This window comes from Rhodococcus sp. NPDC003318, from assembly GCF_042879035.1.
GTDB lineage: Bacteria > Actinomycetota > Actinomycetes > Mycobacteriales > Mycobacteriaceae > Rhodococcus_G.
Map to the genome: position 1 here is coordinate 1 of NZ_JBIAOU010000012.1, position 26,175 is coordinate 26,175.

The following is a 26,175-nucleotide window of genomic DNA, read 5'->3' on the forward strand; positions in this document are numbered from 1 at the left end:
GATTCACCGCCGAACCCCGGACCACCGCCAACACCCGATGGCCACGACGCCGCGCATCCGACAACCGTTCCACCAACAACAACCCCACACCCTCGGACCACCCGGTCCCGTCGGCACCCTCCGCAAACGCCTTGCACCGACCATCCGCAGACAACGCACCCTGTTTGCCGAAGTTTGTGAAGACGTCGGGGGAGGTCATCACGGTGACACCGCCGGCGACCGCCAGATCACACTCACCCGACCGCAACGCCTGCACCGCCATGTGCAACGCCACCAACGACGACGAACACGCCGTATCCACCGTCACCGCAGGACCCTCGAAACCGAACACATACGAAATCCGACCCGAGATCACACTGCCCGCGTTACCCGTGACGAGATATCCCTCCGCGCCGGCTCCCGCCGGACCGGGGTCGCGGGCGTAGTCCTGGTGCATGGCCCCGACGAACACCCCGGTGCTGCTGCCCCGCAACGAATCCGGACCGATCCCCGCCCGCTCGAGCAACTCCCACGTCGACTCCAACAACAGCCGCTGCTGCGGATCCATCACCAACGCCTCACGCGGCGAGATCCCGAATAACCCCGCATCGAACCCGGCGACATCATCGAGGAACCCACCGCGATGCCCGTCGACGTCCCAACCACGGTCCGAAGGTTGCTCTGTGACGACGTCGCCTTCGTCTCGGACGAGCCGCCAGAGGTCGTCCGGTGACGACACTCCACCCGGGTACCGGCAGGCCATCGAGACGATCGCGACGGGCTCATCCGGTTCGATCGCTCGCGTGGAGGTCTCGGGTGACACCTCCACCTTCCCGTTGAGTTCTGCGTGGAGGTGGCGAACGAGCGCAGTCGGCGTTGGGTGATCGAATGCCAACGTCGTGGACAGTTCTCGGCCGAGAACGTGCGAGAGTCGTCGGCAGAACTGGACGGCCGTCAGCGAGGTGAGGCCGAGTTCCTTGAACGTCGCATGGTTATCGGCTCGCGTGGGGTGATCGCCCACGATGTCCGACAGGACGACGTGGACAACGTCGGCGATGTCGGCGGCAGAGTGGAGAGGGCCGGACACCGATGGTGACCATTCCGGTTCGACGACGTCGTCGACGAGCTCCGCGATGTCGGTGGAGGCGCGCAGCGCTGCGGGCCGGTCGAGCAGTGCTCGGCGGACCACCTTCCCGGAGGAGGTGCGCGGAATCGACTCGGTTTCGAAGATCTTCACCGGTACGTGCAGACGGGCGCGGCACGCGGCCAGTAGCTCGTCGGTATCGAACCCGTCGGCGCTCGGCACGACGAAGACCGCCGGGATCTCACCGAGCGCCTCATCCGGCACGCCGGTGACACCGACGTCCTTCACACAGGTCAGCGGCAGGAACACCTCCTCGATCACGCGCGGAGAAATGTTCTCGCCACCGCTGATGATCAGTTCCTTGATACGTCCGGTGATGAACAGGTAGCCGGTCTCGTCCCGCCGCGCGAGGTCACCGGTCCGATACCACCCGTCCGGCAGCGCGGCCGTCGTCAGGTCCGGCTGGTTGTGATAACCGACCATGAGGCTCGGGCCGCTGACCCACACCTCACCCTCGGCTCCGGCCGGTACGTCACGACCGTTGTCCGGCTCCACGACGCGAACACTCAGTCCCGGGACCGGCAGTCCGCACGAGCCTTCCGGTCGATACCCGAAGGGCCAGTTGACCGTGATGAGACCACAGGTCTCGGTGCTGCCGTAGCCGTCGAGCAGCGGAACGCCGAACAGGTCCTGGAACTCGGCCATCAGAGCCGGCGCACACGATGCACCCGCAACGAGGCACAGTCGCAGATCGGGCGCCTCGGCCCCGTGCCGACGCGCATGTCGAACGAGATGGTGGTACATGGTGGGGACGCCGACTAGGAAGGTGAACCCCTCGGACCGAAGTGCTTCCGACACGGCCTCGGCAGAGAATCCCGAAGCGATGTGTGCGGTTCCACCGACCGCGGTGACGCCGAGCACACAGAGTATGTGCGCGAGGCTGTGGAACAGGGGAGCCGGCCACAGGACCTTGTCGTCGTCCGACAATCCGAGAATCGGTGCGTAGCAAGCGGCGACGGACCACAGGCAGCTGCGTTGGGTGGACACCACGCCCTTGGGAGACCCGGTCGTGCCGGATGTGTAGAGCATGAATGCAGGCGCGTCCAGGTCCGTGCTGTCACGAGCGGGCTGTGCCGGCTCGGTCATTGCTGCGGCCTCGTAGCCGGTGACCACGTCGCCACGAGGCGAGACCACAACGACCTCGCCGTCGTGCTCGGTGATGACCAGGGTGGCGCCGCTGTCACCGAGGCAGTACTCGAGTTCGGCGCGGGTGGCTGCCGGGTCCAGAGGGACGACCACCCCACCGGCCCTCACGATCGACAGGTAGGCCTCGATGACCTCGACACGGTTTCCGAGGCGAATCGCCACACGGTCGCCGGACTCGACTCCGGCAGTTGCGAGTCGGCCCGCCAACCGCCGCGTTCGGGCCTCGAGCTCGACGTACGTCACCTCGCGCCGGAAGTCGCTGAAGGCGATCTTGTCACCGAAGCGAACGGCGTTCGCCTCGAGTAGCTCGTGTACGGGCCTGATCAGTTCCGTGCGCAGCATCCACCACACCTAGTCTCTACGGAGGTAAACGGTCTTCAGCGGAAGACCCCGGCAAAGTCCTGCGCCCACTGGCGAAAGGACGTTGCGGGGCGTCCGAGGATGTTCGACACCGTGGGTCGAATCTCGTTGAGGTATTCGTCGTTGTTTCGTTGCATCCGGAGAAGGGAGTCGACGCGTTCGGGCCTGCGTCCGCTGCGAATCATCGCTGAGCGGGCCTTGTCGGTGCCGAGTTCGCAGAACGTGATCTCCCTGCCCAGAACTTCACCAAGGATCGCAGCCTGATCGAGGTACGAGAGCTTCTCAGGCCCCGTCAGGGTATGGATCTCGCCCCGATGGTCCGTGGACAACAGCGCTTCTCGTGCAACCGCCGCGACGTCCCGGGGATCGACAGGTGCACTGACGAACTCCGCGTAGGAGTCGTGCACCACGCCGTCGTTCCGGATGCTCGCGGCCCAGGCCATGGCATTGGAGTGGAAGGCGCCTGCGCGGAGAAAGGTGTAGTCGACACCCGAGTTCGCGACGGAGCGCTCCGCCTGGCGGTTCAGCTCGCCCAGCACGTTCCGGTCGTCGCCGAGCACGGTGACGGAGGACAGGAGAACGATGTGGCGAACCCCCGCTGTGACGATCTCGGTGACGATGGACTCAAAGTCCTCGACACCCGGTAGCAGGGTCAGCAGGAGGAAGACACTGTCCACCCCCTCCATCGCGGGTCGCAACGAGGAAGGCACGGCGAGATCGCCCTCGACCACGTGGGCGCCGTCCACCGAGGGATGTCTGGCCGAATCTCGCACCAGCACTCGCACGTCGCAGCCGGATCGTACGAGGCTCGGGGCCAGATTGCTTCCCACGTTGCCGTTGGCGCCGGTGACGAGCACCGAAGGTGTTCCGGCCATCAGGCGGTGGCGGCGAGCGTGCGAGCCTTCTCGCCGATCGTCCTGGCGGAGGCCTCTGCTGTCTCCCGCAGCAGGTCGCTGGTCCTGCCGAGGGCGTCGAAGTCCTCCTTCACTCCGGCGACGAAGCCCTCTGTGAACCGTGTCGAAAGGGTGTAGGTGAAGCCGCCGGAGGAGTCGACGTCGAGTTCGTTGTAGATGAGCTCCAGTCGGGGGTGGTCGATGACCTCGAACAGGATGCGGTTCTTGTCCGCCCGCGGACGAATACGTTCGAGCACGTGGTCGCGTCCGAAGAAGACCACGTCTCGCAGGAACCCGTCCTCGTATTGCTCGACCACCCTCGACTCGGTGATCATCGGTACGAACTCGAGCGGGTCGGCCGCCTTCTGTTGCATGACAGTCCAGATTCGATCGCGGTCGAGTCGACCGTGTCGCGCATCCTCGGGAGTTCCGATCGGAACGGTGTGGGCGATGACGAGGGCCATGCGTAACCTCCTGCCGTTAGGGGTGGGCATGCTCCTGACACAGGAGCACGCACCCGGATGGTGGACCAAGATCCTGTGTAGACGCTGCCAGAATTGGATTCCAGTCGCGATGGAAGATCTCCATCGATCGGTAATTGCCATCCGAATATTCTTCCATTGCCAGATATCAACTGGCACTGCAATACTCGTCGACCATGCGTATGGGATTCAGCTTGCCCCAGTACGGCGACATGGCCACTCCCGACGCCGTCGAGCACTTCGCCAGAACTGTTGAATCGGCAGGTGCAGAGAGCTTTTGGGTGGGAGATCGAGCACTGTGCCCGGCTGCGCCGACACGCGGTTTCGGCGGGACGCCACCTCGTCCTTTTCCGGACCAGTTCCGAAAGGTGCTGGACCCTTTCGCAGTTCTGGCAACGGCGGCAACCTGCACCGAGCGGGCGCGCATCGGCACCAGTGTGCTGAACGCAACCTGGTACCCGCCGCTGCTGCTGGCCAGGTCACTGACCACGGTTGATCTGTTGAGTCACGGGCGCCTGGTACCGGGATTCGGCAGTGGCTGGTCACCCGACGAGTTCGCGGCGCTCGGAATCCCCACCTCCGGTCTCGGTGCTCGCCTGGACGAAGTGCTCGACGTCCTCGACGCAGTCTGGAGCGAAGGGACGACCAGCCACGCCGGCGCTCTGTGGACGGTACCGCCGAGCCATTTCGACCTCGTGCCGACGCGGAAATCCGGACCACCGATCTATCTCGGAGGGTTTTCGCCGGCCGCGCTCGCGCGGGTCGGACGCCGTGCAGACGGTTGGCTTCCCACTATTCGCCTGCCCGACCGGACCCGAGTGGACGATCTCTGCGGCATGCTCGCGACGATTCGACGCGCAGCGGAGCGAGCAGGACGTGATGCGGACGCCGTCGATGTCGTTCTGCGAGTGGATGCCTCCCCTGGCGCGACCCCGTCTCTCATCGTCGACACGCTCGAGGAAGTCGAGCAGCTGACCGGAATCAACCACGCATTCGTCGAACTGCTCCTGCTCGCGCACGACGTGACCGAAGCAATCGACATCGCTACCACCCTGCTCGACATGGCCGACAAAGGAGCGCACACGCAATGACACTTGCCGAATCGATCGCCGACGATCTCGCCGGCGACGTCACCGACGACCTCGTCTCCAGGGCCCGGGAACTGGTGCCGATGCTTCGGGTCAATGCCGAACGCGCCGAACGTGAGCGCCGATTACCCGAAGCGAACCTCGACGCGCTGCGCTCTGCGGGACTGCTCAGACTGTCCCTCCCGCGCAGGCACGGCGGATACGAGTTGGGAGTACGGTCCTTCCTGCAGGTCTGCGCGGAGCTGGGCCGCGGCTGCGGCTCCACCGCCTGGGTCGCGACCCTGCTGAACACAAACCTGTACACCGCTTCGGCCTTCCCCGATCGCGCTCGCGCCGAGGTCTTCGACGGGAATCCCGACGCGGTGCTGAGCGGCGTGATCCTCGGTTCGGGGGTGTCGGTCGAACGGGCCGACGGCGGATACCTGGTTTCAGGCCAGTGGGGGTTCGCCACGGGGTGCCTTCACGCGGATTGGGCGGTTCTCGGACGCACGCCGGAGAATCCGGGTGACAGCCATGCCGCGCTGCTCGTCCCGATGCAGGATCTTCGTGTCCGGGACACCTGGAATGTGGTGGGCATGGCCGGCACAGGAAGCAATACCCTTGTCGCGGAGCAGATTTTCGTACCGGAGCATCGGGCCGTCGTCCTGAGCCGGTCGTCCACCGACGAGGTGTTCTCGTCTGCCGCAGATCCCAGCGGTTGGCAGGATCAGGCCGTCCGTCGCGCGGTACTCGTACTCGGAATCGCGGCTCCGCTCCTCGGCCTGGCACAGCATGCGTACGAGCTCGTCACGGATTCGCTGAACAACGGCAGGAAGATCGCGTACAGCGAGTACCGTGACGCGCGGAACTCGGCGACGATCCAACTCGCCCTGGGGCGCGCCGCACATCTGATCGACTCGAGCTGGATGCACGCCCTGCGTTCGGCGGACGATCTGGACCGAGCGGAGTCCAGGCGGTCCTCGCTGGACGAGTTCACCCGGATGCGGATCCGGACGGACACCGGTGTGGTCGCACGCGAGTGTCGCGCAGCCGTCGAGACACTGCTCGACGTCAACGGCGCCGGAAGTTTCTCCTGCGGAAATCCGCTACAGCGAGTGTGGCGTGATCTCGAAGTCGCCAGCCGACACGGCATCATCAACCCGCTCATGGCCGACGAAGGCATGGCCAGGTTGGCAGCGGGTGCCGCAGCGCAGAGCGTGGGGAGTGAGCAGCGATGACCAGAAACCTCTACCGAACGTCCCTTCCCGTTCCCTCGCTCTCGGCCGGTCCGGACGTGTCGGGCCCCGGCAACGTGCTCGGCGCGGTCCGCTACGCCGACCGCCACGCCGATCCGCATCTCGACCACGGCCATCCCGACCTGACCGTGCACATGGTGAACGATGCCGCGGAGTCGTTCTCGGAAGTGTGGTACACCGACCACGAGATCACGCACGGCGAAATCAACGGTGTCACCTACGCGTACGACGGCCGGCATTTCTTCTGCGCGGGGAGGGTGGAGCAGTCGGCCAGCTACACCGACGATGTTCGCGACGCATATGTCACCGCGCTGGGGCTCACCCGCGATCTGGATTACACCCGTGTGTTCCGGATGTGGAACTTCGTGGAGGACATCAACGTCTCCAACGGTGCCGGGCTGGAGATCTACCGCGACTTCTGCCGCGGTCGGGCGCAGGCGTTCGATCGGCTCGCCATTCCCGATGACCAGCTTCCTGCCGCCACCGGGATCGGCTCACTGGGCGGTGGCATCGGATTCTGCCTCCTGGCCAGCCACCGGTCGGACTGCATCAACATCGAGAATCCCCGGCAGATGCCCGCCTACCGGTACCCGGACCGATACGGCCCCCGTTCACCCAGTTTCGCCCGGGCGACGTACATCTCACCCCCCGAGGGCGGCTCGGGTCCCGGCCACATCTACGTGTCGGGCACTGCGAGCATCGTCGGTCACCGCACGGTTCACCAGGGTGACGTCGCCAGCCAGTGCCGCGAGGCGCTTACCAACATTACGCACTTGATCAGCGCTGAAAACCTGTCCCGGCACGACCTCGGCCCCGGGCGAGCCATCACCGACCTTCGCAATGTGAAGGTGTACGTCCGCCATGACCGAGACGTCGACACCGTCCGCGACATCTGCACTGAGGTAATCGGTTCCGACAAGGACCTTGCACTGTTCAATGTCGACATCTGCCGCTCGGACCTCCTCGTCGAGATCGAAGGCGTTGTACTGGACTGAGTCCGCCGAGCACGCCTCCCGCACCCGATCGAACCAAACCCTTCACCCGGAGAGATGACATGACAGACACAACATTGTCCGTCGACACACAACCACAGTCCGAGGCACCCGTGGACCCCCGGACGATCGTCGCGCGGTGGCTCGAACGGGCCGAACGGCTCCTCGGACTTCCCGGGACCGAAGCCGGCGACGACCTGTTCACGCCGGATTCGTGGTGGCGGGACCGGCTAGCCTTCAGTTGGGACCTGAGGTCCCTGGGCGGACCGGACACCATCACGAAGTTCCTCGATGCGAATCGTGACGGCGCCGGCCTCGAACGCCTCGTCCCCTGCCCCACCCACCCCGCGACGCTCGTCGAAGGCCCCGCCGGCCGAGTGTGGATCGAGGGCACCTTCGAACTCGAAACCCGCGTCGCCCGTGGCCGCGGCGTCGTCCGGCTGGTATCGACCGAGGGCGAATGGAAGGCGTGGACGCTGCTCACTTCCGTCACCGAACTCAAGGGCCACGAGGAAACCAACGGTGTCCGCCGGCCCAAGGGAGTCCACCACGGCTCCCACCGATCGCAGACGAACTGGCGGGACCGGCGGAACGAGGAGATCGACGTCGCCGGAGGGGAGCCCCAGGTGGTCATCCTGGGCGCCGGGCAGGGCGGCCTCACTCTCGCCGCACGTCTAACCCAGCTGGGAGTGTCCAACGTTCTACTCGAACGCAACGGCCGCGTCGGCGACAGCTGGCGAAATCGCTATCGCTCGTTGGTCCTCCACGACCCCGTGTGGGCCAACCACCTGCCCTACCTGCCCTTCCCTCCCACCTGGCCGGTGTTCACCCCTCGAGACAAGATGGCCGACTGGCTCAAGACCTACGCCGACGTCATGGAACTCAACGTGTGGACTTCGACCGAGTTCGTGTCCGGAAGCAGGGACGACGACGGCCGGTGGACAATCCGGGCCCGCAGAGCGGACGGCACGATTCGGAACCTACGGCCCGCCCACTTCGTGATCGCCACAGGCACGAGCAGCCTCCCGTGGTCGCCCACCGTCCCCGGCGAGGAACTCTTCGGCGGTGAGGTCCTTCATTCCAGTCGCGTCGACGATTCCATCGACGCGGCCGGAAAACGTGTGGTCGTGGTCGGCGCGTCGAACAGTGCGCACGACATCGCACACGACCTCGTCGAACAGGGCGCCGAGGTCACGATGGTCCAACGATCGCGGACCTACGTGATGAGTAGCGAGCACGGTCTCGCGGTGCAGCTGTCCGGTGTCTACGAGGAAGGGGGGCCGGACACCGAGGACGCCGACCTCCTCGCCTCGTCCTATCCCCTGCCGGTGTTGTTCCAGCTACAGCTCGAAGGCGCCACCCCGGAGATCAACCGGAGGGATGCAGACCTTCTCGACGCTCTCGAACGTGCCGGGTTCCGCACCCATCAGGAAGGCATCAGTGTCCAGGAGCTGTTCCATCGTCGCGGCGGAGGCTACTACCTGAATGTCGGTGCCAGCGAAGCGATCATCGAGGGACGGATCGCCGTACGCCAAGGCGTGGAGATCGATCACTTCACGCCGGACGGCGTGGTGTACACGGACGGAAGCGCGCAGGACGCCGACATCGTCATCTATGCGACAGGCTTCCGGAACATGCGCGAGACTGCTCGGCAGCTCCTCGGCGACGACGTCGCGGACGCATGTGTTCCGGTCTGGGGTGTCGACGACGAGGGCGAACTGAGCGGGGTGTGGCGTCGCTCGGGCTACGACAGCTTGTGGTTCATGGCGGGCAATCTGAACCTGATCCGACCGAACTCGCTCCTGCTGGCATTGCAGATCAAGGCAATCGAAGAGGGAATCGCGCCCCGGACGTCGAACGACGGCTGAGCGGCAGGAAACGACACGGGCCGGGATCCGCGAGTATCTCGCGGATCCCGGCCCGTGTCGCTGTGTCAGAGCACGATCGTCGATTCCTTCCGATCTGTGTTCTTGTTCACCCGCGGCATGACTTCACGGGCGAGCAGCTCCATCGAGGCTCGCATGGGTCCGGGGTCGGCCGCATGGTCGTGGCCGATCTGGATCAGCGTCCCGAATCCTCCGGTTGCGTCCACGGCCGCGGCGATCTTGTCGGCCACGGTGTCCACGGAGCCGACCAGCGCGCAGTGTCGCAGGAAGTACTCCGCAGTCACCTCGGTGTCCGACATTGCGGGATCGCTCTTGTACATGGCGACGAGACCCACCTGCTTCACCAGCGGGAGCCAGAACTTGTCGAGGTAGGCGCCGAGACCACCATCCAGACATGCACGAATCGCATCGTCGTCCGTTTCCGCGACGAAGACGTCCCAGACGATACCCCAGTCATCCCGGTTGGCGACCCTCCCCGCCGATGCCGCACCGGCGGCGACACTGGCCCACTGGCCGGCGAGATACTCGAGGCCGAAAGCGAGGGTCAGCGGCGCGAATCCTCGCGCGCCGCACTCCCTCAGCGTGGGCGACTCGGGGCTCAGACCACTCACGCTGATCGGAGGGTGCGGACCCTGCAGCGGCGTCATGTGGAAGCCCATCAAACCGTCGAACATGGACTCGGGCTTGTTCACCGACCAGAACTCCCCCTGCCACTCGTACGGTTCCGGATCGGTCCACAGCCGTAGTACGGCGTCGAGAGACTCCCACATCATCTTTCGGTGATCGCCTGCAGCACCGTCGATTCCGAACAGTCGCCAGTCGGTGGCGGTACCCGACGCACCGATGCCGAGGTTGAGCCGTCCACCCGAGAGGCGGTCGAGATACGCGATGCGGTGTGCCACCAGCGCCGGATGGTGCAGCGGAAGGTTCAGCGATGCCGGCCCGATCCGGATTCGCGTGGTCTCCCGCAGGGCCTGAGCGATGAACAGGTCCGGAGCGGGGCACGACTCCCACGGAACCGTCAGGTGCTCACCGATCCACACCTCGCCGTAGCCCAGTTCCTCGGCCCATCGAACCAGCTCGAGATCCCAGGCCACGGCGTCCACCGTCGGCTTGCCGGGGTTGTGCCCGGGATTCAGGAAAAGTCCCAACCTCATCTGCAACTCCCTTGCGTGTGTAATCATTTTAATGATAGTAATTTCTATCACAGTACCCTCGAACAAGGAGTGCACATGAAGACCAAGGGAGCGCTGCTCTGGGAGCCCGGCACCAGCTCGGGATGGAGCGTGGAGGAGATCGAACTCGACGATCCCCAGGAACGCGAAGTCCTGGTCCGCCTCGCGGCGACGGGCATCTGCCACTCGGACGACCACGTCGACACGGGCGACATCCCGCTCGACTGGGCGCCCCTCATCGGCGGTCACGAGGGCGCGGGTGTGATCGAACAGGTCGGCCCCGGCGTCACCGACCTCCAGGTGGGCGATCACGTCGTCTTCTCGTTCCTGCCCGCCTGCGGCAAGTGCATCCCGTGCGTCGCCGGCGAGCAGAATCTGTGCGATCTCGGCGCCGGTGTTCTCGGCGGAACTTCCCTCGACGGCTCGCATCGAATTCACGCGCGCGGCAAGGGCGTCGGAGCCATGTGCTTCCTCGGAACCTTCAGCCCCTACGTCGTGGCGCCGATCGATTCGGTGATCAAGATCGACAAGGCGATCCCCCTCGACAAGGCCGCGCTCGTCGGCTGTGGCGTCCCGACCGGCTGGGGATCGGCGGTGTACGCAGCGGAGACCCGCATCGGCGACACCGTCGTGGTGTTCGGCGTCGGCGGTGTCGGTATGAACGCCGTCCAGGGTGCGAAGTTCGCGGGCGCCACGCAGATCGTGGCGGTGGATCCCGTCGCCTTCAAGCGGGAGAAGGCAATCGAGTTCGGCGCCACCCACACCGCAGCGGATGCGGACGAGGCCCTGGCCCTGGTCGACAGCATCACCAACGGTCGACTGGCCGACCGCGCCGTGATCACCGTCGGTGTCGGCGAGGGCAAGCTGATCCAGGGCATGCAGGCCGTCGTGCGCAAGGGCGGCGTGATCGTCTGTACGTCGGCTGCACCCGCACTGCAGACGGAGATCAGCCTGGACCTGTTGAGCCTGACCATGTCCGGGAAGCGCTTCCAGGGCGCACTGTTCGGCTCGTGCGCTCCCCGCAATGACATTCCAATGCTCCTCGACCTCTACATGCGGGGTTCGCTCAAGCTGGACGAGCTTGTCACCACCCGGTACGCACTCGAGGACATCAATCAGGCAGTGGCCGATCTGCGTGAAGGCAAGAACATTCGCGGCCTGATCGTGTACGACAACTGAAAACGCCGATGCGCGCGGTGCCGGCATGCCGGCACCGCGCGCATCGCTCGTCGGCCGCCGGACCGGGCGACACCGTCACGCAAGCCGCCGGCTCGATCCGAGCGCCGCACCCGACCGGACCCCGTTGCCCACGATGCTCCGCGCACTACGTAGGGCGGAGGCCGGGTGTCCGTCGATTCTCCTCAGCATATCGTTCGTCAGCGTTCCGAGACCTTCGTCCCGTCCGAGAACGGCCGTCCACATACGCTCGACCGCACTGTCGGACAGTCGATCCAGAGTCAGGGCCGCAAAGTTCTCCATCGAGTACCCGGACCAGTCGGGCGTCGACGACCTGGCCGTCGCCACCGTCATCAGCGGCAACCTGGCCGCACTTCTTCCCAACGACCCCATGAGATCTCGGGTCATCGCGTCCGACAGGTCGAGATCCTCCATAACAAGCACCGTCGGCCCCTGCCGCTGCACATCGGCCACCAGGTGCTCGATGCTTGACTCGCCGTCCTCGAGCACGGTCGCGTGGCCGCCCCGCAGGCACGAGACCTCCTCCAACGCCACGGTCCTCCGACTGCGGGAGAAGGCCGACCGCAGGATCACCGGCGGCGCCACCCGAGAGTCCAGGCGACTCACCCATTCAGATACCAAGCGGGACTTGCCGATCCCCGCCTCACCCAGAATGGTTACGGTGCGCCCCCTGTTCCGTCCAATCGACTGCTCGAGGTACTGATCGAGAATCACCAGCTCGTTGTCGCGATCCAGGAACGGCAGTTCGACGGCGTTCACGCCCTGTCGCCGCAGCCTCGACCACCGGATCGCGGGCCTGCCGCGCGTCGTGGTGTCGAGCACATCGAGGCGTCCGCGCATCCTCGTCTCCTCACACACCCAGATCTCTCCCGGCGAGAGGGTCCGCAGCGTCCGCAGGGCCTGCTCCAGTGCGGGGCCGTAGACTACTGGTCCCTCCTCGCGCGACTCGAGCAGCGCCTCCTCCGTCCGGACAGACACGTTGACGGACACATCCCCCGAGCGCCGGAATCGCTCGTCGAGGTCGACGGCGGCCCTCACGGCAGCGTTCAGGCCCGGACAGTCGGACGCGCCGAAGACCGCCTGCACCATCGAACCCGTGCAGTACTGGATCGCACCACCCGCGTCCCCGATCATCCGGCAGGCATCCGAAACGAACTCGACGAGTTCCGCATACCGCAGGTCCCCCGGCACCCGGTCGGGTTGGTCGACCGCAATGGTCAGAATGTTAACGCTGCGCCGCTCGGGCTGCCCGCCTCGGATGACCCGCGCCGCGCCGACACGCCGATCGGGATGCTCGACGCGACTCCGCAGACCTGCGCGCATTGTGTGCAGGCCCGAATCATGTTCGAGGATGGCACGTTCGAGCTCGCACAGCTCGTGAGTCGGTTCGAGCCCCATCGTGTCCATCAGGACGGACCGCGTACGCTGGTACACCGCGAGGGCATCCGCCTGGCGTCCGCACCTGTAGAGCGCGAGCATCAGCAGGCGCGCCGCCCGCTCCCGTTTCGGATCGTCGGCGACCAACCGTTCGAGCGCTGCAAGGTGATCACGATGCCGGCCGAGCGTGAGTTCGTTCTCGACATAGTCCTCGAAGACCGTCAGTCTCCGCTGACGCAGGGCGGCCAACTGCGGCCACCGGGCTCCGGGATGCAGACCTTCGAGGGGGCAGCCGCGCCACAGATCGAGCGCCTCGCGCAGCGCACGTGCGCCCGTCTCCAACTCGCCGTCGGCGATGGCGGTGGAGCCTGCATGTACCAGCTCTTCGAAACAGAGCAGGTCGAGGTTGGACGTGCCGGTGCGAAGGAGGTAACCGGGCGTGTGGGTCAGGAGGGCGATCTCGCTTCCCCCTCCGTGCTCGGACAACACGCCCCGGAGGCTGGAGACACTGTTCTGCAGCATCTTCCGGGCGGTCGACGGAGCCCCGTCGGGCCACAACGCCTTGACGATCTGACTTGTTGCGACAACCCGGTTGGCGTGAATCAGCAGGTAGCCGATGATCGCCCGCTGCTGGGGTCCGCCCAACGGAAGCTTCTGCTGTCCCGCCCACAACTCCAGCGGCCCCAGGACGCCGAAGCGCAAACCTGCGGACGTCCGTGCACCGTCGCACTGCGTGTCTCGCGCATCGGCTCCTCGCCCGATCGTGTTCCAGGCGAGGGTGTGATGCTCGACCCCCACACCAGCGGATTCGTTCGACAATTGGACCCCCGTCTGAAGCTCGAAAAGTTCTCCTTGCCCGTTTATGTATACTATCTTAGTAGTGATAGTGCTCACGCCGTCACGCCTCGAGGCATCCAGCCAGGCAGGCGCAGGCAGTCCAGCAGGGCGTCCTCGTGTGGGCATGGACCACCGTCGTCCGCCCGCGGCGAGAGGACCCTCAACCCCGGATCCTTGTAGACCGACAGCTCGTCACCGTCGAAGCGGAAGGTCTGCCCCGTCACCCCAGCGCTGCCGTCACCGAGCAGTGCGACGATCAGCGGCGCGATCCGGTCGGGCGTCGCCAGTGCGGGACGGTCCGGACGGTCGTCCGCCGCCGACATTCGGGTGTGTGCGAGCGGCGAGACCGCGTTCACCCTGATCCCGTACGGCCGACCGTCGATCGCCCAGGAGGAGGTCATCGCAGATACCGCGCCCTTGGATGCTCCGTAGGTGCTCATCCGTGGAATCCCGAATCGGGCGCCCGACGTTACCGTGACAACGGACCCTCCGGCGTCGAGCATGGCACGCATCGCGTGCACGCCTACGAACTGAACGCCGAGGATGTTCACTTCCATTGTCCGCCTGATGGTTTCCTCGGTGTCCAGCCATGGCAGTTCATGATGGTTTATCGCCGCGTTGGCCACCAGCCCGTCGAGACCGCCCCGACCGGACGCGAGGACGACCAGTTCCCGCGCCGCCTCCCACGAGGCGACCGATCCAACATGCGGCGTGGCAGCACCACCCGATCGCACGATCGCCTCACAGGTTTCGTGCACCGCATCGGCATCGACGTCGTTGACGGTCACCCTCGCTCCGTGTGCGGCACACGCCACGGCATATGCCCGGCCCAAGCCCGAGCCGGCACCGGTGATAGCCACGGACTTTCCGTCGAGAAGCGCACTCATCCAGTTCCTCCGGCGGAGCCTCCCGACGGACATTCGGCCGGTCCGCGATTCGTCGTGCGGGCCGCCTGTCGAATCCGCTCGTCACAGGCGCCACATCCAGGGTTGACATGTGTCTCCAATCATATCTAAGTTTCAACACATTAAAAAGATAGCGGGAACCAGTCTGGAGGCTCCATGCATGACTTTGTTCAATCCGCCCTCCTGCCCGGCATGTCCGAGGGCGCCATCTACGGCCTGATCGCTGTCGCGTTCGCCGTGCTGTTCACGACGACCGGAGTTATCAACTTCGCCCACGGACAGATGGTGATGTTGATGCCGATGGCGATCCTCGTCGCTGTAGGGGCCGGCCTGCCAGTGTGGATCGCGTACGTCCTCGCGCTCGCCGTCATGATCGGTGTCGGGTTGCTCCAGGAATGGGCGGCGGTCCGGCCCTTCATGCAGTCCGGCCATTCGGCATCGTGGATTCTGTCGACACTCGGGGTGAGCGTTATCCTCGCGGAACTCCTTGCCATCCCGTACGCGGGTGAGTCCAAGAACTTCACTCACGGGATCAGTGCCGAGCGAATCGAAGTCCTCGGGTTCACCACCAGCCCGGCCAATGTGGCCACGGTGATCGCACTTCTCGCCGTATCGGCGGCGTTGATGTACTTCTACCGAAGAACCAAGCCCGGTCTCGAGATTCGGGCGATGGCCGAGGACGTCGACGGTGCCGAGGCGATCGGCATCTCTCGGGCCCGCGCCTCGCAGACGGCAATGACCCTGTCGATCCTCGTGGCGGCAGTGACAGGAATCCTGGTCGCATCCACCCAGTTGGTTACTCCGTCACTGGGCCTGACCTACACGTTCTACGGATTCGTGGCCACCGCCATGGGCGGTATGGGGAGCATCGCAGGTGCACTTGTCGGAGGACTTGTCGTCGGAGTGGTCAGCCAGTCCGCCGCAGTCTATTTCGACGGGTTGTTCGTCAACCTGGCTGTATTCGGCCTGCTCCTGGCCGTGTACGTCATTCGCCCCCACGGACTGTTCGGGCGTGCTCCCGTTCGAGAGGTGTGAGACATGGTTTTCGAGCTCTCCGAAGTCACGCGCCGTTGGCGAGCGGCCTACGAGTCGGCCCGCTCCATCGCCGGCTCCCGATACGCGTCGCTGCCCCGGCCTGTCCGCACTGTCGCAGGCTCTCCGTCCGCCCAGAGCGTTCTACTCCTGGTCGTGGGCCTCCTGTTTCTGCTCTCCTCGGGCCCGTCGTCGTACAACGGGTACGTTCTCCAGCTGATCGCCGTCTACCTGGTCGCCACTCTCGGGCTGAACATCACCACCGGGTATGCCGGGGCCTTGTCGCTGGGTCAGGGTGCGGCATTCGCCATCGGCGCGTACGTCACCGGCGTTCTCGCGGGAACGCACGGATGGCCGATGTGGGCGGCGCTGCCGGTCTCGCTCGTTGGCGGCATGGTCGTTGGCGCGGCGATCGGACTTCCGGCCGGCCGCTTGGGCATCATCGGCCTGGCGATGGTCTCGCTCGGCATGGTCCTCGTGGTCAACGACATGATCGTCCAGTTCCGGACGATCACCGGCGGTAACGACGGAATCGCGGGCATTGACCCGCTCAACGGTTTCGGCAGCACGGTCGTGCAGTCGGAGTGGTTCATACCCACCGCGATCCTGCTGGTTGCCGCGGTCTCCTACTGGCTGCACGCCCGGTACCGACTGTCCGGATTCGGGCGTGCCACGGCAGCGGTACGGGACGAGCCGATCGGCGCCTCTGCCCTCGCCATCCGGGGGTATCTGACCAAGGTCAGCGCGTTCGCGGTCGGATCGGGACTCGGTGCCCTCAGTGGTGGGCTCTTCGCCTACTTGTCCGCGTACATCGCACCCGACGCCTTCTCCCCGAATCTGTCCATCCTCTTCCTCGTCATGGTGATTCTCGGCGGCGCGGGTTCGCGGGTCGGCCCGGTGGTCGGCACCGTGATCCTGGTCCTCGTTCCGTTGCAACTCGACGAGTACCCCCACGTCAACGTTATCGTGTACGGCCTGCTCCTCCTGCTGCTGATGCGGCTGCGCCCCAAGGGAATACTGACGAGAACCTCAGCCCCCGCCCCCAAGGGCGTCGAGGCAATCGCGACGACCCCCGAGTACACCGCGCCGAACAGGACCGTGGGCCCACCGGTCCTCGAGATCAGCGATCTGCGAAAGAGCTTCGGCGGAGTCCATGCATTGGACGGAGTCTCCGTGCAGCTTCGCACCGGCGAGGTACTGGGACTGATCGGGCCGAACGGATCGGGAAAGACCACCCTGTTGAACGTGGTGTGCGGCCACTACGCCCCCTCGGACGGCCGAATCGAACTACGAGGTACAGAGATAGGAGGACACAGCCCGGCCTCCATCGCCGCACACGGACTCGCTCGTACCTTCCAGACACCGAAGACCTTCGACGGCATGAGCGTCGAGGAACACCTCGCGCTGGCACTCGACCGCCACGACGGCGACCCGTCACGGATGCAGGCCTGCCGCCGCGGCGCCCTCACACTGCTCGAGCTCGGCGGTCTGGACCCCCGGGACACCCACATCCGGACGCGCGAGGGTGGCACTCTGAGTCACGGCCAGCTCCGATTTCTGGAAATCGCAACCGCTTTGGCCTCCGGCCCATCCGTGTTGCTGCTCGACGAGCCGGCGGCGGGCCTGTCCGCCACGGAGATCGACGGGCTGGAAGCGGTCGTGTCCGATGTCGCGGCCGCCGGTGTGGCCACCATCATCGTCGAGCATCACCTCGACATGGTCAGTCGCCTCGTCGACCGAATCGTCGTCCTCGATCTCGGCAAGGTCCTCTGGGAGGGGCCGCCGGACGAACTGCACGACGATGCCGCAGTCCGCGCAGCGTACATGGGGGTTTCATGACCATCGACCTCGTTGTCGAGAACCTGTCTGTCCACTACGGCGGCGTCCGAGCCGTCTCGGACCTGACCGTTACCGTGCCCGCGGGCACGTGTACCGCGCTCCTCGGCGCGAACGGCGCGGGCAAGACGTCCGCACTCCGAGGTATCGGAGGTCTGACGAAGGCGTCCGGACGGGTGACCCTGGCTGGCGAACGGCTGGACCACCTGCCCGCCAGTGGCAGGGCCGGCGCTGGTCTCGGCCACGTGCTGGAGGGTCGTCACGTCTTTCCCGGCCTGACCGTCGCCGAGAACATCGAGGTCGCTCGTCGGCGCGCGCGCCACGAACTGAAGGCGGACCCGCTCGAGCTGCTGCCCGAACTCCGTCCGCATCTCGAGCGCCCGGCCGGCGGGCTGAGCGGAGGCCAACAGCAGATGCTGGCGATCGCCCGGGCGGTGGCGGGCGGGCCACAGGCCGTCATGCTCGACGAACCCACCAACGGTCTGTCACCCAAGCTGGTCAACCGCACCATCGACATCATCGCCGACCTGCGCGACGCGGGCTTCGCCGTGCTGCTGGTCGAGCAGCGGCTGGAGGTGGCGCAGGCCCTCGAAGCAGACGTGATGGTCCTGCGCCACGGAGTCACCGAGCACCGGGGGTTGGGTACCGACAGCGATCTTCCCGACCTTCTCCACTCAATGTATTTGTCCTGACACGTCAAGGAGCTGCTCAGATGTTCACAACAGCCAAGAAGCTGGTGGTGATCGGCGTTGCCGGTGCCCTGGTCTGTGGTGCCGCGGGTTGCGGCAGCGATTCCCCGTCCGACTCGGACGCGTCCACCATTAAGATCGGTTTCATCGGATCGTTGACCGGCCCCCTCTCGAGTAGCGGGAAGGTCTCACTCGACGGACTCACCGCCGGCGCGGACTACATTGCGGAGCACTACCCCGGCTCGAAGGTCGAGATCGTGCAACGCGACACGAAGGGTGAACCCACCGCTGCCGTCGCGGCGACCCGTGCCCTCGCCCAGGAGAACGTCAGTGCGCTCTACTACACCACCGAAGCCTTTCCTGCGGTCCAGGACGTTCTGAACCAGGTCGAGGTCCCGGCAAGCACGGCCGGCGGCATCGGCCCCATCCTCAACGACGTCGGCGACAGCAACCGGTACAAGTACGCGTTCAGCACCGGAGCGGGAACCGCAGGCGAGACGTCCGTCATTCCCCTCCTCGAGTACGCCGCAGCGAGCGGCAATCCTGTTGCAATGCTCAATGACTCGAGCGCCTACAACACGGCGCAGGCAGAGCTGACAGCATCCATCGTGGCAGCGAAATACCCTCAGGTCGAGTTGGTGACCCAGAGCTTTCCCACCACCGCATCGGATGTGACAGCACAACTGAACAAGCTCCGCGATTCGGGTGCAAAGTCGATCATCGTGTGGTCGTACGGCTCTCCACTCGTCGCAGTGATGTCGAGCCTGAGCAAGATCGGTTGGAACCCCCGAATGGCCGGAGTACTCGGTGTCGGGGACCCGGCCGCCGCCAGCCTGATTCCCGCCGGCATGAAGGACACGCTCGCAGCGGGCCCCATGGCAAAGACCTTCCTGTCGACGAGCCCGGGCGCTTCACCGTCCGGTGTCACCGCCGAGTTCGTCGATCGATTCCGGAAGGCGAGCGGAAAGGACGACTTCGTCGCACTCGACACGGTGGGCGCCACATCCTTCGATTGGGTCCTACTCGTACACCAGGCTTCCGAGAACTCCCATTCGGCCGACCCGAACAAGATCAAAGATGCCCTGGTGTCCGGCGAACCTTTCGACGGCGCCAACGGGACCTACGTCTTCGGCCCCGACCAGCGGATCGGTATCGGCGCCGATCAACTCGCGACCTTCCTTCCGGCCCAGCCCTGCACGAACGGAACCTGCGCCAGCGCCGATCTTCCCGCCACCTCATGACCACCGAAACCCTCGACAGCAAGGATCGCGTGTGACGCACACTCTTCCATCAGGTGTCCCGACCCAGTTGTGGCTAGGCGGCAAACTCACCGACTCGTCCACCGGCCGCACCTTCCCGGTCAACGACCCGGCCACGGGGCGCGCGATAGCCGACGTCGCGAGCGCGTCGTCCGACGACGGACTCCACGCACTCGATCTGGCCGCCCAGGCCCAGTCCAACTGGGCCGCAACACCACCACAGGAACGCGCAGAGATACTTCGCAACGCCTTCGATCTCCTCGGCAGCCGCGCCGAGGATATCGCCCGCGTCATCACCCTCGAAATGGGCAAGACCCTGGCGGAGGCGCGATCCGAGGTTCGATACGGCGCCGACTTCCTTCGCTGGTTCGCCGAAGAAGCCGTCCGAATCGGGGGGCGGACATCGACCGCCCCCCGGGGCGGAGGTCACATCCTCGTCACCAAGGAGGCAGTGGGTCCGATCCTCGCCGTCACTCCGTGGAACTTCCCTTTGGCCATGGCCACCCGCAAGATCGGACCCGCACTGGCCGCGGGATGCACCGTCCTGGTGAAGCCGGCATCCGAAACACCGCTGACCATGCTGATGCTCGGACAGGTTCTCGCTGACGCCGGAGTCCCGCACGGGGTCCTGTCGATCCTGCCGACCACGAGCGCCCGGGAACTCACCGGTCCGCTCATGTCGGACCCCAGGCTGCGGAAGATCACCTTCACCGGTTCGACCGACGTCGGGAAGACGTTGGTCCGTCAATCCGCCGACCGGCTGCTCCGCATGTCGATGGAGTTGGGCGGCAACGCCCCGTTCCTCGTGTTCGACGACGCCGATGTCGACGCCGCGGTCGACGGCGCGGTGGCCGCCAAGCTCCGCAACGGGGGCGAAGCCTGCACGGCCGCGAACCGCTTCCACGTTGCCGACAGCGTGGTCGCCGAGTTCACCGACAAGCTGACGTCACGATTCGCGGCCCTCACGACGGGACACGGTCTCGACGACGGCACCGACGTGGGCCCGCTGATCACCGTCGCGCAGCGCGCCTCGGTCGACGAACTCGTGCAGGATGCCGTCGCCCGAGGCGCCCGGGTGCGTACCGGCGGCCGGATCCCTGATGGGTGCGGCTCGTTCTACCCGCCGACCGTTCTCGATCGAGTTCCCGCGGACGCCCGCCTTCTGCGCGAGGAGATTTTCGGTCCGGTCGCCGCGATCACCTCCTTCGACACCGAGACCCAGGCGGTCGACGCAGCGAATGACACCGAATTCGGCTTGGCCGCCTACTTCTACACCCGCGAACTCGCGAGGGCAACCCGCGTCGCGGGGGCACTGAAAGCAGGCATGGTCGGGGTCAACCGCGGCGCCATCTCCGATGTCGCCGCACCGTTCGGCGGAGTGAAGGAATCCGGATTCGGACGGGAGGGCTCGATCGAAGGGATCGAGGAATACCTCGACACCAAATACATCGCCCTCTGATCCACCGCATCCGCCCTCCACGAGTGTGCCCCCTCGAATTCTTCCGAGGGGGCACACTCGTGCTGCGTCTTCAGTTGGTCAGGAACGCACTGCTGGCGTAGATCGACTTGTACTCAAGGAACTCCTCGAATCCTTCGGGCCCGAGTTCTCGACCGATCCCACTGGCCTTGACACCGCCGAACGGCGCGTCGAAGTCGTTGACATAGTAGTTGACTCCGAAGGTACCGGTACGCACCCGGCGCGCGATCTCGATGCCGTGGGCCTCGTCGGCCGTCCACACCGAGCCGGCGAGCCCGAAATCGCTGTCGTTCGCCAGGGCAACCGCCTCGTCCTCGTCGGAGTACGGAATGACGGTCACGACCGGACCAAAGATTTCCTCGCGTGCAATGCGATCGGTGTTCGCGACATCGGCGAACACGGTCGGCTCGATGAACCACCCCCGCGTCAGCCCCTGAGGCCGCTTGCCGCCATGGACGAGTCGCGCGTTGTCGGCCAGGGCGATGTCGATGCACTCCCGGACGCGGGCGAGTTGGCGCTCGTTGGCCATCGGTCCGATCGTGACGGAAGGATCCAGCGGATCCCCGACGACCTGCCTCCCCGCCCAGTCTGCGAGGGCGTCCACCACCTCGTCGTATCGCGAGCGAGGCGCGAGAATGCGTGCCTGCCCGGTGCACGTCTGACCATTGTTCATGAACGAGGCGAATCCGACACCTTCGGCAAAGGTGGACAGATCGGCGTCCTCGAGGACGATCGCCGCGGACTTGCCGCCGAGTTCCAGAGTGACGCGCTTGAAGCGTTGGCCCGCCTCGGCCCCGATCCGTTCCCCGCTCGTGGTCGATCCGGTGAACGCGATCTTGTCGACCAGTGGATGCCGCACGAGGAGACTCGCCGGCTCCCGGTCGGCGAGGACCACGTTGAGCACGCCCGGCGGCAGTCCTGCCTCGTCGGCCGCTTCGGCGATCACATACGAGTCGAGCGCCGCGTCGGGCGAATGCTTGAGCACGACAGCGCATCCCGCGGCCAGCGCCGGTGCGATGGAGATCAGTGCCTTGGCCTGCGGATAGTTCCACGGGGTGATGACCCCGACGACGCCGACAGGCTCCTTCCGCACAATGGTCGAACCCATTGCGCTGGGCCGGATCTCCTCGAACTCGGTCTTCGCGGCGAGGTCGGCGTACTGCCGCAGGAGTTGTGCGGGAGCCTGCCCGTTGAAGGCCCTGGACAGCTCGATCGGCATTCCGACTTCGCGGGAGGCCAGCGTGCTGGTGGTCTCCGCTCTCGACTCCAGCGCCTCCGCGAACCGGTAGAGGACCTCAGATCGCTCGGCGGGAGGCGTGGACGCCCAGACACCACTTTCCCGAGCCGTGTGCGCGGCCCGGATCGCGGCCTCGACGTCGGCCTCGTCCCCCATCGCCGCGACGGCGAACGGCTCGGAGGTCGCGGCCTCGATCACTCGCCGGGAGTCGTTGCCCTGCGGTGAAACCCACTCTCCGCCGATGTAGAACGCCGCCCGGTCCAGGCCGGGTGCGTCGGGCGCAGTCGCCATGGTCTTCTCCTACCAGTAACTGTTTAACGTTTACATTCTCTATATAGATAGCATATCGTTGTCGCGTAAGTCACACCTTGAACGAGCATCGCGCCAGCCGGCCGAGCATCCGCCCGAGAACTCACCTCACCCTTGACACCCACAGCCGATGGAGCCGAAACCATGAGCAACGCCGTACTTCTCGCCTACGTACAGCCCACCAGCCCCGCAGACGAGGCAGAGTTCAACCACTGGTACGACGAGGTCCACATCCCGCAGCTGATCGACCGCGTCCCCGGCGTTCACGCGGCCAGGCGGTTCCAGTTCGCCTCCGACCAGTTCGAAGGAACTTCCCCTCCGGCCCACGGGTACCTCACCCTCTACGAGATCGACGCGAACGACGTCGCCGGGACCATCGCCGAGATCGGCAAGGCGATGACCGACGGATCGCTCGAACTGACAACGACACTGGACGCCGTCACGACGCCTGCGGTGATGCACGTGTACCAGCCGGCCTGAGCCGCACAGCCGAAAGCGAAGACGGACGGGAGGTGGCCACCCCACGTGGGGTGGCCACCTCCCGTCCCGCGAGAGCAGCGACCATCAGGCCGCGGCGGGCACGTCCGCCTTCCGGCTCGCCCGGACGGATCGGTACCGGTCGATCGCCATCACGCACAGCAGCGACACGACGCCCCGAATCATGAAGGTCCACATGTGGCCTCCGACGGCCGAAGTACAGGTTGGACCGGCTCGACGCCACGGCGGCGGGCATCGGCAAGTCGTCGTGAAGGAAACGCAGTACCCCTGGCCCCATTGCACGGACAGCGCACTGCCGGACGCCCGATGCCATGGAGCAGCCGCAAACTCGCCGAACTCCGTGACGCCGGCATCGTCACCGAAGCCGAGTTCGAAGCAAAGAAGCGGAATCTTCTCGATCGGATGTAGTGGGCCGAAGCCCAGACTCCTTCGACACGCTGAACTGATCGCAGCGAGTTCAGCCCGACAGAGCGCCGCTGAGTAGTGGACATCGAATCAGGTGCGATGATCACGTCGTGTTCGCGACCCACCGGTAACGGCGGTTACGAAACCCTGCCTGGTGCATTCCGGGTGGGACGTCTACCAGATCGCAAGCTGCCCACCTCCGCGCCCTCGACCCGGCGGAGCCGTCCGCGTTGGCGGGCTACGACACGATGTCCCGGCCGGCGACTCCGGTTGGGTGCGGATCAGCGAGGGCAGTTTCCGAATCGATCGCGGCGTTCGGGGCCGCCCAGTCCGCCGCCTTCGCAGCCGAACACGAGCGCGTGGGCATCGGTCGGTGAGTTCGCAAGGAAGACGGGCGAGAAGGCGACCTGACCTGTGTGAACGGTGACCGCTCGGATTGTCCGAGTTGCGCGGGAGGGGCGAACTGGTGTTCCCTCACCAGGGGGTGAATGTCGATTCACCCTTCGCGATCACCGCGCCCATCCCGAAAGAGCGGTCCGTTTGTCCAGTCATTCCTCGCCATCGACCCGGGTGTCCGCCGGGGTGCTCACCACCGTGCTGTGCCTGTCCGGCATCCTGGTCGCACTCCAGTCGACGCTCGTCGTCCCGCTGCTCGCAGAGTTCCCCGCCATCCTGCACATCGATTAAACGAGTGCGACCTGGCTGGTCACCGCCACCCTGCTGACTGCGGCCGTCGCCACCCCGATCGTGTCCCGGCTCGCGGACATGTTCGGCAAGCGCCGGATGATGCTGGTGGCGCTGGCGACGATGGTGCTCGGATCGGTGATCGCCGCGGTCGGCGGCACCTTCGTCACCGTGCTGACCGGTCGTGTACTCCAGGGTCTGGCGTCCTCGCTGATCCCCGTCGGCATCGGCATCCTCCGGGACGAGTTGCCGAAGAAGAAGGTGGCCAGCGCGACCGCGACGATGAGCGCCACCCTCGGCATCGGCGCCGCCCTCGGGCTGCCGTTGGCCGGACTCGTGTACCAGCACCTCGGCTGGGAAGCGATCTTCTGGGTGTCCGCCGTCGCCGGTGTCGCGATGTTCGGCGCGGTGCTCGCCGTCGTCCCGGAATCGCAAGTCCGTACCCCAGGCCACTTCGACATCGGGGGCGCAGTGCTGCTGTCAATCGCGCTGGACTCGCTGCTGCTGGCCATCTCGAAGGGCGGCAGCTGGGGCTGGATGAGCGAGCCGACCGTCCTGGCGCTGGTGATCGCGGTCGTCGCGTTCGCGATCTGGTTCCCGTTCGAGCTGCGCGTCAATCAGCCCATGGTCGACCTGCGCACCTCCGCCCGCCGGCCCGTGCTCCTGACCAACATCGCCGCGCTGCTCGTCGGAATCTCCATGTACGCCAACACAATGTCGACGACCCAGCAGCTGGAGATGACGCAGGCCACCGGCTACGGGCACGGACTGTCGGTGCTCGTCGCTGGACTGTGCATGATGCCGGCAGGCCTGATGATGCTGGTGTTCGCCCCGGTCGCGGGGCGGCTGATCGGACGGATCGGCGCCAAATACACCCTGGTGATCGGCACGATCGTCCTCGCCGCCGCGTACACGGCCCGGATCTTCCTGACCGGTTCTGTGTCGTTGATCGTGCTCGGCACGATGTTCGTGATGTCCGGGGCGGCCATCGCCTACGCGACGATGCCGATGCCGATGCTGATCATGGGTTCGGTGCCGATCACCGAGACCGCCTCCGCGAACGGGCTCAACGTGCTGCTGCGGTCGGTGGGCACCTCAGTGTCGAGCGCGGTGATCTCGGCGATCCTGACCACGATCACGATGGACGTCGCGGGGCACGAACTGCCCTCGCTCGGCGCCTTCCAGGTCGTCTTCGCGATGGCGGCGCTGGCCGCCCTCGCGGCCACCACGGTCGCCGCGTACATCCCGCGCCCCGCCGCGGCCCCGGGCGCCGTGCCCCCAGCGATTCCGGCCACCGCGGCGGAGGAGCAGGCACCCGACAAGCTCGTCGTCACCGGATCGGTGCTACACGCCGGGCTGCGGCCGATCCGGCACGCCGTCGTCACCGTGTTGCGCACCACCGGCGAACCGGTCGACTGGAGCCGCACCGACAACACCGGCGAGTTCTCGGCGGCGCTGCCCGCTCCCGGACCGTACCTGGTGGTCACCAACGCCGACGGCTGGGCGCCGCAATCGCAGGTGATCGACTTCGACGGCTCCGACACCCGGCAGTCCATCGTGCTCGCGCAGCGCCTGCGGCTGAGCGGCCGGGTGACGACGTCGGGGTCCCCGTGCCGCGATGCATTGGTGAGTCTGGTCAAGGCGAGCGGCGAGTACGTGGCTTCGACGGTCACCGCCCCGGACGGATGCTACGAGCTCGCGCAGCCGCCGGGTGGGCGGTACGTGATCACGGTGTTCGACGCCGGAGCGATCCCCGGCTTTCGCGCTGGGATGGAACCCTGAAGCTGTTGTTGCGCAGACTGTTACAGATGGACAGATGGAGAATGTCGTGACAGCTGTCTGGCAGTGCCTCTCCCGGCAGAGTCGGGTTCGACCTGCCGAAGGAGATGGCTCTCTTGTCGTGCTCGATCTACCAGATTGCGAGTTGTCGACTCTCGGGCCGCGACGACTCGGTCGTAGCTGCTCGCCGTCGTCTCCGCGGCGTGGTTCCGCTGTCCGCATGATGCGCAGGGACCGGAGGGGGTACCAGCAGGCCGCCTCGGCTGGCTCGGTC

The 26,175-nt window shown here is 66.0% G+C and carries 21 protein-coding genes; 14 read left to right on the top strand and 7 right to left on the bottom strand.

Annotation, left to right across the window (positions count from 1 at the left end; all coding sequences use genetic code 11):
• The 3 genes from ACFYVR_RS18465 to ACFYVR_RS18475 form a co-directional block, all read right to left on the bottom strand.
• On the bottom strand, positions 1-2,611 hold a 2,611-nt coding region (locus tag ACFYVR_RS18465), incomplete at its 3' end, for an AMP-binding protein (RefSeq protein WP_387475717.1).
• A 35-nt stretch (positions 2,612-2,646) separates the two neighbouring features.
• Positions 2,647-3,486, bottom strand: a complete 840-nt coding sequence (locus ACFYVR_RS18470; protein WP_387475719.1) for an SDR family oxidoreductase — start codon at positions 3,484-3,486, stop codon at positions 2,647-2,649.
• 17 nt (positions 3,487-3,503) lie between these two features.
• Positions 3,504-3,986, bottom strand: a complete 483-nt coding sequence (locus ACFYVR_RS18475) for an AtaL-like protein (RefSeq protein ID WP_387475721.1) — start codon at positions 3,984-3,986, stop codon at positions 3,504-3,506.
• 194 nt (positions 3,987-4,180) lie between these two features.
• Between ACFYVR_RS18475 and ACFYVR_RS18480 the strand changes: the two genes are divergently transcribed.
• The 4 genes from ACFYVR_RS18480 to ACFYVR_RS18495 are packed head-to-tail and all read left to right on the top strand — an operon-like array spanning position 4,181 to position 9,187.
• Positions 4,181-5,095: a TIGR03619 family F420-dependent LLM class oxidoreductase gene (locus ACFYVR_RS18480; protein ID WP_387475723.1), complete on the top strand. Its 915-nt coding sequence runs from the start codon at positions 4,181-4,183 to the stop codon at positions 5,093-5,095.
• A complete protein-coding gene (locus tag ACFYVR_RS18485; protein ID WP_387475725.1) occupies positions 5,092-6,309 on the top strand; it encodes an acyl-CoA dehydrogenase family protein in 1,218 nt (405 codons plus the stop codon). The genes ACFYVR_RS18480 and ACFYVR_RS18485 overlap by 4 nt, the downstream gene beginning before the upstream one ends.
• A gap of 56 nt (positions 6,310-6,365) precedes the next feature.
• Complete coding sequence (locus ACFYVR_RS18490; RefSeq protein ID WP_387475727.1) at positions 6,366-7,322, top strand: FkbO/Hyg5 family chorismatase; 957 nt, start codon at positions 6,366-6,368, stop codon at positions 7,320-7,322.
• A 59-nt stretch (positions 7,323-7,381) separates the two neighbouring features.
• Positions 7,382-9,187 (top strand): flavin-containing monooxygenase, encoded by a 1,806-nt coding sequence (locus ACFYVR_RS18495; protein ID WP_387475729.1) that lies wholly within the window; start codon positions 7,382-7,384, stop codon positions 9,185-9,187.
• 65 nt (positions 9,188-9,252) lie between these two features.
• On the opposite strand, the gene ACFYVR_RS18500 is transcribed toward ACFYVR_RS18495, so the two are convergent.
• A complete protein-coding gene (locus tag ACFYVR_RS18500) occupies positions 9,253-10,362 on the bottom strand; it encodes an LLM class flavin-dependent oxidoreductase (RefSeq protein ID WP_387475731.1) in 1,110 nt (369 codons plus the stop codon).
• A 75-nt stretch (positions 10,363-10,437) separates the two neighbouring features.
• On the opposite strand from ACFYVR_RS18500, the gene ACFYVR_RS18505 reads away from it, so the two are divergent.
• A complete protein-coding gene (locus ACFYVR_RS18505; protein ID WP_387475733.1) occupies positions 10,438-11,559 on the top strand; it encodes an NDMA-dependent alcohol dehydrogenase in 1,122 nt (373 codons plus the stop codon).
• A gap of 75 nt (positions 11,560-11,634) precedes the next feature.
• Here the strand turns inward: ACFYVR_RS18505 and ACFYVR_RS18510 are convergent, their stop codons facing one another.
• A complete protein-coding gene (locus ACFYVR_RS18510; protein WP_387475735.1) occupies positions 11,635-13,917 on the bottom strand; it encodes a BTAD domain-containing putative transcriptional regulator in 2,283 nt (760 codons plus the stop codon).
• On the bottom strand, positions 13,845-14,711 hold the full coding sequence (locus tag ACFYVR_RS18515) for an SDR family NAD(P)-dependent oxidoreductase (protein ID WP_387475737.1): 867 nt from the start codon (positions 14,709-14,711) through the stop codon (positions 13,845-13,847). Before ACFYVR_RS18515 ends, ACFYVR_RS18510 begins: the two co-directional genes overlap by 73 nt.
• A gap of 141 nt (positions 14,712-14,852) precedes the next feature.
• Between ACFYVR_RS18515 and ACFYVR_RS18520 the strand changes: the two genes are divergently transcribed.
• The 5 genes from ACFYVR_RS18520 (at position 14,853) to ACFYVR_RS18540 (ending at position 20,971) form a co-directional block, all read left to right on the top strand.
• The gene (locus ACFYVR_RS18520) at positions 14,853-15,731 is read left to right on the top strand and encodes a branched-chain amino acid ABC transporter permease (RefSeq protein WP_387475740.1); all 879 of its coding nucleotides are present in this window, start codon (positions 14,853-14,855) and stop codon (positions 15,729-15,731) included.
• A 153-nt stretch (positions 15,732-15,884) separates the two neighbouring features.
• Positions 15,885-17,567, top strand: a complete 1,683-nt coding sequence (locus ACFYVR_RS18525; protein ID WP_387475742.1) for an ATP-binding cassette domain-containing protein — start codon at positions 15,885-15,887, stop codon at positions 17,565-17,567.
• Positions 17,564-18,256 carry an ABC transporter ATP-binding protein gene (locus ACFYVR_RS18530; RefSeq protein ID WP_387475744.1) on the top strand — a complete coding sequence of 231 codons (693 nt, stop codon included), beginning with the start codon at positions 17,564-17,566 and terminating at the stop codon, positions 18,254-18,256. Before ACFYVR_RS18525 ends, ACFYVR_RS18530 begins: the two co-directional genes overlap by 4 nt.
• Before the next feature lie 20 nt (positions 18,257-18,276).
• Positions 18,277-19,494: an ABC transporter substrate-binding protein gene (locus tag ACFYVR_RS18535; RefSeq protein WP_387475746.1), complete on the top strand. Its 1,218-nt coding sequence runs from the start codon at positions 18,277-18,279 to the stop codon at positions 19,492-19,494.
• A gap of 31 nt (positions 19,495-19,525) precedes the next feature.
• Complete coding sequence (locus ACFYVR_RS18540; RefSeq protein ID WP_387475748.1) at positions 19,526-20,971, top strand: NAD-dependent succinate-semialdehyde dehydrogenase; 1,446 nt, start codon at positions 19,526-19,528, stop codon at positions 20,969-20,971.
• Positions 20,972-21,041: 70 nt separating this feature from the next.
• On the opposite strand, the gene ACFYVR_RS18545 is transcribed toward ACFYVR_RS18540, so the two are convergent.
• A complete protein-coding gene (locus tag ACFYVR_RS18545) occupies positions 21,042-22,517 on the bottom strand; it encodes an aldehyde dehydrogenase (protein ID WP_387475750.1) in 1,476 nt (491 codons plus the stop codon).
• Between the two features lie 162 nt (positions 22,518-22,679).
• Between ACFYVR_RS18545 and ACFYVR_RS18550 the strand changes: the two genes are divergently transcribed.
• The 4 genes from ACFYVR_RS18550 to ACFYVR_RS18565 all read left to right on the top strand — a co-directional run bounded on the left by ACFYVR_RS18550 (position 22,680) and on the right by ACFYVR_RS18565 (position 25,904).
• The gene (locus tag ACFYVR_RS18550) at positions 22,680-23,015 is read left to right on the top strand and encodes a hypothetical protein (protein ID WP_387475752.1); all 336 of its coding nucleotides are present in this window, start codon (positions 22,680-22,682) and stop codon (positions 23,013-23,015) included.
• Between the two features lie 324 nt (positions 23,016-23,339).
• Positions 23,340-23,441, top strand: a complete 102-nt coding sequence (locus tag ACFYVR_RS18555; RefSeq protein ID WP_387475754.1) for an SHOCT domain-containing protein — start codon at positions 23,340-23,342, stop codon at positions 23,439-23,441.
• A 537-nt stretch (positions 23,442-23,978) separates the two neighbouring features.
• Positions 23,979-24,125, top strand: coding sequence for a hypothetical protein (locus ACFYVR_RS18560; RefSeq protein WP_387475755.1), 147 nt, complete (start codon positions 23,979-23,981; stop codon positions 24,123-24,125).
• A 60-nt stretch (positions 24,126-24,185) separates the two neighbouring features.
• Positions 24,186-25,904: an MFS transporter gene (locus ACFYVR_RS18565; RefSeq protein ID WP_387475757.1), complete on the top strand. Its 1,719-nt coding sequence runs from the start codon at positions 24,186-24,188 to the stop codon at positions 25,902-25,904.
• Positions 25,905-26,175 lie beyond the last annotated feature (271 nt).